Origin of the sequence: Amycolatopsis keratiniphila (assembly GCF_000400635.2) — a bacterium.
GTDB classification, from domain to species: domain Bacteria; phylum Actinomycetota; class Actinomycetes; order Mycobacteriales; family Pseudonocardiaceae; genus Amycolatopsis; species Amycolatopsis keratiniphila.
Map to the genome: position 1 here is coordinate 6,135,709 of NC_021252.1, position 8,585 is coordinate 6,144,293.

General features: G+C 68.7%; 4 protein-coding genes. 1 reads left to right on the forward strand and 3 read right to left on the reverse strand.

Translation table 11 applies throughout. The annotated features are described in order from the left end of the window. Positions 1-91: 91 nt before the first annotated feature. Together AORI_RS68255 and AORI_RS68260 are read right to left on the reverse strand one after the other, a co-directional pair. Positions 92-457 (reverse strand): WXG100 family type VII secretion target, encoded by a 366-nt coding sequence (locus AORI_RS68255; RefSeq protein ID WP_123798553.1) that lies wholly within the window; start codon positions 455-457, stop codon positions 92-94. Between the two features lie 240 nt (positions 458-697). Then, complete coding sequence (locus AORI_RS68260; RefSeq protein WP_016335777.1) at positions 698-2,443, reverse strand: hypothetical protein; 1,746 nt, start codon at positions 2,441-2,443, stop codon at positions 698-700. Positions 2,444-2,700: 257 nt separating this feature from the next. Here AORI_RS68260 and AORI_RS68265 point away from each other — a divergent pair, with 257 nt between their 5' ends. Next, complete coding sequence (locus tag AORI_RS68265; RefSeq protein WP_016335778.1) at positions 2,701-6,681, forward strand: type VII secretion protein EccC; 3,981 nt, start codon at positions 2,701-2,703, stop codon at positions 6,679-6,681. 552 nt (positions 6,682-7,233) lie between these two features. On the opposite strand, the gene mycP is transcribed toward AORI_RS68265, so the two are convergent. Then, positions 7,234-8,469, reverse strand: coding sequence for a type VII secretion-associated serine protease mycosin (gene mycP, locus AORI_RS68270; RefSeq protein ID WP_016335779.1), 1,236 nt, complete (start codon positions 8,467-8,469; stop codon positions 7,234-7,236). Between the last annotated feature and the right edge of the window lie 116 nt (positions 8,470-8,585).

The window sequence follows — 8,585 nt, forward strand, 5'->3', positions numbered from 1 at the left end:
CGCCGACCTGCTGGTTCACATCGGAAGCACATGAAAATTAGGTTAGGCTAACAACGACGGCGGGGCTATGTGTCGATGCTCTCGTGGATCTTCAGGTTCGGAGTTCTTCCGCCAGGGTGTGATCCAGCCTCGACGCCGAAGCCTGATCGACCTCGCGGAGGCCTTGCGCCACCGCTCGCAGAACCGCGGGAAGATCGGCGACGACCTTCTCCAATTCACCGGCGGAGCGCTGCCCCTGCCCGGCAGGGTCACGGTATTTCTTCTCGAACGACTTGCCGATTTCGTCGTCACCCCAGCATCCATCACTTCCGGCGAGTTCGGAGCTCAATTCCGTGACCGCCTCCGCAAAGCGCTCCCCTGCCCCCTTCAGCCTCGAAGCCACCTGCTCCAGGGCTTCCGGATCCAACCGAAGGCTTTCAGCCATTGTCGCAACACTCCCGAACTTGTTTTCCGACATCGAGGGAAACCGTCACAGTGAGACTCGCCGGAAGGCGTCTCCCCGCATCTTATGCAAGGAGACGTCCTTCACGATCTTCAGAGAGGTAAGGCACATTTCACGTGATCGAACTCCTGCCGCGCAAGCCGTCCTCACCGGCTCGTGATGAGACGGTCACCCCGGACAGCGGGTCCGGACTGGATCGCGGGGGTGACCCCAGCGAAAGCCGCCTAAATCGCGCGCGCCGGGTGTCCACCCTCCTTACTCGGCGGCTCGATCTTCTTCTTTCCGATCAGTGCGCCCCAGTATGGATTCCATCGCATCCACGGCCTTCTTTTTCGCGTCGTCGAGATCCGGCGTCGGCGCCTCAGGTACCGCCGCGGAGCGGCCCAGCACCCGAGGCGCGTTCGAGGAACCGTCCCAGACCTCGGGGTCCACGCCGAGCAGGCCACCCGGCTGCCGTTCCTTCTCGCTGTCGTTGTCCCCGCTGAATCCACCGAATCCGCCGCCGTGCATCGGCGGCATGAAACCGCCGCCGTTGCCATGCGTGGCCTCTCCGGGCAGCCGCGCAGTACCGGCCCCGCCGGGAACCACCGGCGGGAGCCCGGGGTTGACGCTGGCGTCGAAGCTGCCGGTGACGGGCCGGAAAGCAGGCGAGGCGGGCAGCGCGCCCGGCAAGGAAGGCTCTCCCGCGACCGGCGTGACGGCCGGCTGCACCGGAACGCCCATCGACATCGGCGTGGCACCGCCGGGAAGCCCGGCACCCGAGCCGTGCGGTGGCGAAGGCACTTTGGGGATCTCCGGTGGAGGCATCGGGGTTTCCGGCGGCCCGGCGGTTTCCGGCGGCGAAGACACCGCCGCCGAAGCCGAAGCGCCCTCCGGGACAGGGGTCCGGGCCTCGGCCGGTCCGGGACCGGGGACGATCGTGGACGAAGGCTCAGCCGCGGACACCGTCGTCACCGAGGGCGTTGGCGTGTCGATGCCGGCCGTGAGGTCGGACTTGACGCTGGAGTCCGCGCGCGCCGAAGCACCGGGAGAGGTCAGGTCCACGTTCGGAACCTCCGGGGCCGAGTGCGGCTCGGAGGTCGCGTTCTCGCACGCGTCCTCTCGCTTGTGCCTTCGCTCGGGTTCCGTCTCCCGCGACTCGGCCCGCATCCCCGGCGCCCGGCCCAGTACCGCGAGGAACAGACCGTTCTGCTGACCGTCGGAGGTCCCTCCACTCACTTCCGGCTGCACGATTTCGACCGGCGTCGCCCTGCCCAGCGCGGCGGGCAGCACCGGCCCGGTCCGGTCTTGGTCCGGGTCTCCCATCAGGTCCGCCCAGAAATCCCCCCGTCCGCCGGGCTGCCCCTGTGCCGTCGGCCCGCCCAAGCCCACCAGCGCCGCGGCGGGCATGACACCGCCACCGTGCGTGCCCTGGTCATAGCCGTACTGGCTCGTCCGGTCACCGGCCGGGAGCTGAACCGTGCCCGCCCCTGGGGCCACCCCCTGGGGCGGAGCCGTGTTCACCGCCGCGCCCTGACCGTTCACCGGGATGTCGGTTTCGGCACCGGGGAACGGGGTGATGGCCGAACCGATCTCCTGGTAGGCGGTACCGAGTTCGTGCACCACCTGGCGCGCGGCCAGGAGGTCGCTCTCCCGCTTCTGCGCCTGCAGTTCACGGATGCGCTGCTGGGCGAGCGTGAGAGCGTCGCCGGCCCGCCGAAGTGTGGCGCCGTATCCCGGAGCGGCCATGGCCTGGATCGCCGCGTTGCCGGCTACCGCGACGTTCCGGACGACGTCGGCGAAGGATTCGGCACCTTCGCTCCGCCAGGCGTCCCAGAGTTCACGGGTGCCGCGCTCGAGATTGTCCTGTACCTGCTCCAACTGCGCCAGAGCCGTGTCGAAGACCTGTGCACGGTCGTAGAAGGTTCGCGGATCGACCTCGTTGACCAGCTGGGCCAGCTGCTCGAAGGTCATCACTTCGATTTCCGGGTCCAGGATCGGTACCGGTTCGGACGCCGTCACGGATCAGCCCCTCGGTCAGCACAGGTTTCGGTTCGGCCGGAGGTCCCGGTCGTCTTGTCCGATCGTCCGAAATGGACGGTAGCTTCGTCGCGTTCGTTGTGCGATGCTGTGGTTGCTCTTCCTCGGATGACAGGCCTTTCCTTCCACGTCCAGGCCCTTGTCCCGGCGATCACGCTAAGCCCCGGCCGCGCCGCGGGTGGCCCGTTCCGGACCGAGATCCCCGAAAACGGGGAGAACCACTCACCAAGGGAGAGCCTATGAGCACGACGCTGTTCGCCCGGCGCGCGCGACGGCCCAAACCGCCCGCACCCGAGATCGAGACCGAGCTCCAGCCGCCCCCGGGTGTGCCCGAGAACACCGGCGGCGGCATCAGCAGCGTCCTGATGTACGCCCCCATGGCGCTGGGTTCGCTCGCCATGGTGATGATGTTCGTCCGGCCCGGTGCGGGCGCCTTCGCCTACATCGGCGGCGGCCTCATGGTGCTGTCGGCTCTGGGGATGCTCGTCACGCAGATGCTGCGGAACTCCGTCACCCACAAGCAGAAGCTGAACGGTCATCGTCGTGACTACATCCGTTACCTCGGCCAGCTGCGCAAGCAGGCCCGTGACGCGCTGAGCGCCCAGCGCAAGGCAGCCCGCTGGCTCCATCCCGACCCGAACTCGTTGTGGTCGATGGCACTGGGGTACCGGCTGTGGGAGCGCCGTCCCGCTCACGACGACTTCGGCGAGGTCAGGCTCGGTCTGGGCACCCAGCGTTCGACCTTCAAACTGGTCCCCCCGAGCAGCCAGCCGATCGAGGACCTCGAGCCGCTCGCCGCGCACGCCCTGCGCCGGTTCATGCGTGCCTACAACACGCTTCCGGACGCGCCGATCGCGGTCTACCTGCGGGGTTTCGGGCAGATCCAGTTCTCCGGTGACGACGAAGCCGTCCTCGGCCTGACCCGGGCGATCCTCGCCCAGCTGGCCACCGCGCACGCTCCCGGTGACGTGCGCATCGCGGTCTGCGCCTCCGACGCGCACATCGAACGGTGGGACTGGCTCAAGTGGCTGCCCCATCACCAGGACACCGAAAGCCGCGACGCCGCCGGGGCCCGGCGGCTCGCCACCGACGACGTCACGCAGGCCGAACTTCTGCTCGGTGGCCCTTCGTTCACCGGGCGGCCGCGGTTCGAGGCCGACACACCGATCACCGCGTCCGAGCCGTTGGTCGTCCTCGTGCTCGACGGGGTGGAGGTGCCCGCCGACCACCGGGTCGCCGACGAGGGTTACCGCAACACCGTGGTGCTGGACGTCTCCGGTTCTCTGCCCTGGCAGCAGCGGGCCGGCGCGTTGTTCCTCGAGGTGGACGAGGACGAGGTCCGCACGGTCTCCTTCGACCGGGTCGGCAAGCAGCAGACCGCCCGGCTCTGCCGTCCCGACCGGATGAGCGTGACCGCCGCGAACGCGCTCGCCCGCACGATGGCCCAGTTCCGTATCGGTGAGGTTTCCGAGGACGACGAGCCGCTCGCCGTCGACTACGACCTGGCCACCCTGCTCGGTATCGGCGACGTCGCCACGTTCGACCCGGTGAAATACCGCCGCGAGCGGATGACCGGGAAACGGCGCCTGCGCGTGCCGATCGGCATCGCCGGGGCCGGCGCTCCGCTCGAACTCGACATCAAGGAATCCGCCGAGGACGGCATGGGGCCGCACGGGCTGTGCGTCGGCGCCACCGGCTCCGGCAAGAGCGAGCTGCTGCGCACATTGGTGCTCGCGCTGGCCACCACCCACTCCCCCGAGGATCTGAACTTCGTGCTGGTGGACTTCAAGGGTGGCGCGGCCTTCCTCGGCTTCGACCAACTGCCGCACACCTCCGCGGTGATCACCAACCTCGCCGAAGAACTCGAACTGGTCGACCGGATGCAGGACGCGCTGACCGGTGAGATGAACCGGCGTCAGGAACACCTGCGCGCGGCCGGCAACTACGCCTCCCGGCGGGACTACGAGGCAGCTCGCGCCCAGGGCGTGCCACTCGAGCCGTTGCCCGCGCTGTTCATCGTGGTGGACGAGTTCAGTGAGATGCTCTCGAGCAAGCCCGAGTTCATCGACGTGTTCGCCATGATCGGCAGGCTGGGCCGCAGCCTCGGGGTCCACCTGCTGCTCGCGTCCCAGCGGCTGGACGAAGGCCGGATCCACAAGGTCGAGACGCACCTGTCCTACCGGATCGGCCTGCGTACCTTCTCGGCGATGGAGAGCCGCAGCGTCATCGGTGTCCCGGACGCCTACGAGCTGCCCAACAGCCCGGGTAACGGCTACCTCCGGCCGGACACCCAGACCCTGGTGCGTTTCAAGGGCGCGTTCTCCTCGGCGCCCTATCGGCCGAAGCGACAGCGCGCCGGACTCGCCGTCGAGCAGCACATCGTCCCCTTCGGGCAGCGCTACATCGAGCCTTCGGCCGCCCCGGAGCCCGAACCCGAAGAAGACGACCAGTCCAACGACACCACCGAGACCATGATCGACGTGCTGATCGGCAGGTTGCGCGGCATCGGCCCGCGAGCGCACCAGGTCTGGCTGCCGCCGCTGAAGACGTCGGCCACCCTGGACCAGCTGCTGCCGCCGCTGGTGGATCACCCGACGTACGGTCCGCGTCCGGTCGGCGAGCTGAACACCGCGAACATGACCGTGGCCGTCGGGCTCATCGACCTGCCCGCTCAGCAACGGCGTGAACTGCTGATCGCCGACCTGTCGAGCAGCAAGGGCAACGTGGCGGTGGTCGGCGGACCGCAGAGCGGCAAGAGCACGATGCTGCGTACGTTGATCTGCGGGCTCGCCCTCACCCACACCGCCGAACAGGTCCAGTTCTACTGCCTCGACTTCGGCGGGACTCTTTCCTCGCTCGCGGCGATGCCGCACATCGGCAGCATCGCCAACCGGCTCGACCGCGACCGCGTGACCCGGACCGTACTGGAGGTCACCAACCTCATGGCGCGGCGTGAGGGTATTTTCGCCGAGCACAACGTCGACTCGATGGCCAGTTACCGTCGTGCCCGTGCCGAGGGCCGATTCCACGATCTCGACCCCTACGGTGACGTCTTCCTCGTGGTCGATGGCTGGTACACGATCCGCCAGGACTTCGAGGAGGTCGAGGAGAAGTTCAACGAGCTGGCCGCGCGCGGGCTGAGCTTCGGGATCCACCTCGTCGTCGCGTCCAACCGGTGGTCGGAAATGCGGCCGTGGCTCCGGGACGTCATGGGCACGCGGTTCGAGCTCAAGCTCGGCGATCCCGTCGACTCGGAGATCAACAGCCGGTTCGCCGCCACCGTCCCGTCGATCCCCGGCCGCGGTATCACCCCCGACCGGTTGCACTTCCTCGCGGCCCTCCCCCGGATCGACGGCGACTCACGCACCGATGACCTCGCCGAGGCGACAACGGAACTCGCCGAGGCGCTGGCACCGCCGGGAGCGCCGCGCGCACCGAAGGTCCGGCTCTTGCCCCAGACCCTGCACGCGCGGGAGCTGCCCGCCCCGCACGCGCCGACCGCGGCGGCCGAGATGCGCATGGCACTCGGCCTGGAGGACCAGCTTCTCGAACCGGAGTGGCACGACTTCGACGTCACACCGCACCTGCTGATCTACGGAGACGCCGAGTCGGGCAAGACCAACATCCTCAAGCACATCGCCCGCTCGATCGTGGCGCACCACACCAGCGACGAGGCGCGCATCATGTTCGGAGACTTCCGCCGTGAACTGCACGACTCGATCCCGGCCGAATACCAGCTGGAATACGCCGTGGGCGCCGAAGCACTGGCGAAATCGATCGCCGGTGCGGCCTCAGTCATCGAGAAGCGCATCCCAGGGCCGGAAATCAGCCCGAGCAGGCTTCCGCTGCGCGATTGGTGGACGGGCGGACGGCTGTACATCATCATCGACGACTTCGAACTGTCGGAATCCGCCGGAAGCGCGGGCCCGCTGCAGGGTGTGATGCCCCTGCTCGCCCAGGCCGCCGACGTGGGTATCCACATCATCCTCGCGCGCAGCACAGCGGGGGCGAGCAGGTCGATGAGCAATCCGGCGATCCGGCGGATGTGGGAACTCGGCACTCCCGCCCTCCTGCTGTCCTGCCCCAAGACCGAAGGGAGCTTCCTGGGCAACCTCCGGCCGCGGGTGCTTCCGCCGGGACGCGCGCAGTTCATCAATCGCCGACGGTCGATCAAGCTGGTGCAGACACCGCTGGTGGAGGACACGCGGCCGTCGGCCTGACGGTCACCGGACCGCGCTGCCGCGGTCCGGTCCCGGCGAGGACAGGTTCCGCTCCTGCCGCGAGGAGGACAGATCGCGGTGGGGGCGGCCCCGGGTGGTGCGGAGATACATCGAGCAGGTGAACGACGCGCGGACCTTCACCGCGGTTGTGGCGCTCAGGATGTCGTCGTGAAGTCAGGGACTGTGGACGCCCTCACCTGCGCCTGCGAAGCAAGGGCCGGCAGACACAGGTTCACAAGAGCGTCACTTATTGAGGGGTAAGGCAAAAATGGCGTGTTCGAACCCCTGCCGCACAGCCCCCGGCGCGATGTGTCCACAAGGGACACATCGCGCGGATTGTGTGCCTGGTTAATGTCCTGATGTCCAGTTCTCGCAGGGGTCGTGAGTGGTAAAGCGGGTTAGAACGATCATTGCCACTCACGACCCCCGCGAAAACCGCTCAAATCGGGCACGCGGAGGAGTTCGGTGTCCCTTGTGGACGGTGAGATCGCGATCGGCCGGCCTCAGGCACGCGACACGCCACCTTTGACTTACCCCTCACTAGAACCGTCCTTACCTCTCGCGAGGCTCGACCACCCGCGCCCGCTTCCAGCGGCGGCGCCTGCCCCCCAGGCACAGACGGAACACGAGCAATCCGAGCAGCGCGAGGATCGGCACCGAAATCGTGGCGGCGACCGCGATGACCTCGCCGGGACCGTCCGGGCGGGCGGACACCGGCACCGGTGCCGGTTCGCCGGCGACGACCGGCCCCCCACTGCCCGCTTCTTCGGGCAACAGCGTCGTCACGGCGGCCATCGCGTTGACCGTGCCCCAGCCCAGTCGCGTGTCGGGCAGCTCCGCGGCCGGATGGTCGGCGGTGGCTTCCAGCCGGTGCTTGACCTGTTCGGCGGACAACTGTGGCCGGTAGGCGCGCACGAGCGCGGCGACGCCCGCCACGAACGGCGCGGCGTAGCTGGTCCCGCTGCCCACCCAGTGCCCGCCACCGCCGGGACCGATACTGGTGATCCCGACACCCGGGGCCACCAGGGAGAGGAACTTCCCGGTTTGGGAGAAGTCCGCCTTCTTGCCGGTCATGTCGATCGCGCCGACGGCGATGACGGTGGGGTACGACGCGGGGTAGGTGATCGGATCCCCCTGCTGGGCGGAGTTCGCCGCGGACGCGACCACCACGACATCGCGCTGGGCCGCGTACCGGACGGCGTCCGCGAGTCCCTGGTCGGGGGTGTCGGTGCTGGCCGAAATGTTGATCACCCGGGCACCGCCGTCGACGGCGGCACGGATGCCCTCGGCCATCTCGGCCGCGGTGAGGACCGGCGGGGAGCCGTCCGGCGTCGTGATCGCACAGCGGATCGGCAGGATCGTGGCCTCGGGTGCGACGCCGGCGAAACCCGTCCCCTCCAGGACGGCCGCGCCGATAATCCCCGCGACGAAAGTGCCGTGGCCGAAACAGTCGTCGTCCGCCGGCTTGCGCTCCGGCGTGGTGACGTCGAGACCGGGTTTCACGCGGCCGCCCGACAGCTGTGGCGTGCGACCGTCGACACCGGTGTCGACCACCCCGACGGTGACCCCGGCTCCCTTCGTCAACGACCAGACCCGGTCGACGGCCATGCGCTGCTGGGCCCAGGGAACGCCGGGCTCGGTGGCGGCAGGAGGCGGGAGACAGCCCTTCTGGCCGGTCGGCAGCGGGGCGGGCGCCTGCTGCGCCACGGCCGGGGACGACGTCCAGAGCATGCCGATGACCAGGGTGATCACCAAGACGCCGTGACGCTTCACCATTCCGTTGCCCATCCGAAGTCCTCCCGGATCCGCGCTTCCCGTGCCGGTCCGGAGGGCGGACCGGCCCAGTGCAGAGTCGACCAGACCCGGCTCAAGGAAATCTTCATCCCCCAGGCGGCGAGCACCGC